At 70.3% G+C, this 347-nt stretch carries 1 pseudogene; it reads left to right on the top strand.

Annotated elements, in window-relative coordinates:
• A pseudogene (locus CK485_RS20480) lies at positions 1 to 347 on the top strand (CDA peptide synthetase III); the annotation flags it as partial.

The raw sequence follows: 347 nt of genomic DNA, 5'->3' as shown, positions 1-347 counted from the left end.
TGGACCCCCACCGGACACCTCCACTACATCAACCGCACCGACAACCAGATCAAACTCCGCGGCCACCGCATCGAACCCGGCGAAATCGAAACCACACTGGCCGGACTGCCGGGTGTGGCCGACGCGTTCGCGCTGGTGCGGGAGGACATGCCGGGTGACCGCCGGCTCGTCGCGTACGTGGTCCCGTCCCGGGGCGCGCACCTCACCCCGGCGGAGCTGGCGTCCGGCCTGGGCGAGGTGCTTCCGCAATACATGGTGCCCTCGGCGTTCGTCGTGCTCGACGCCCTCCCCCTGACACCCAACGGCAAGGTCGACCGCCGCGCACTCCCCGCACCCGAGACACCCCA

Origin of the sequence: Streptomyces sp. ICBB 8177 (assembly GCF_003144095.1) — a bacterium.
In the GTDB taxonomy this organism is placed as follows: domain Bacteria; phylum Actinomycetota; class Actinomycetes; order Streptomycetales; family Streptomycetaceae; genus Streptantibioticus_D.
This window is presented reverse-complemented; position numbering and strand designations above follow the sequence as displayed.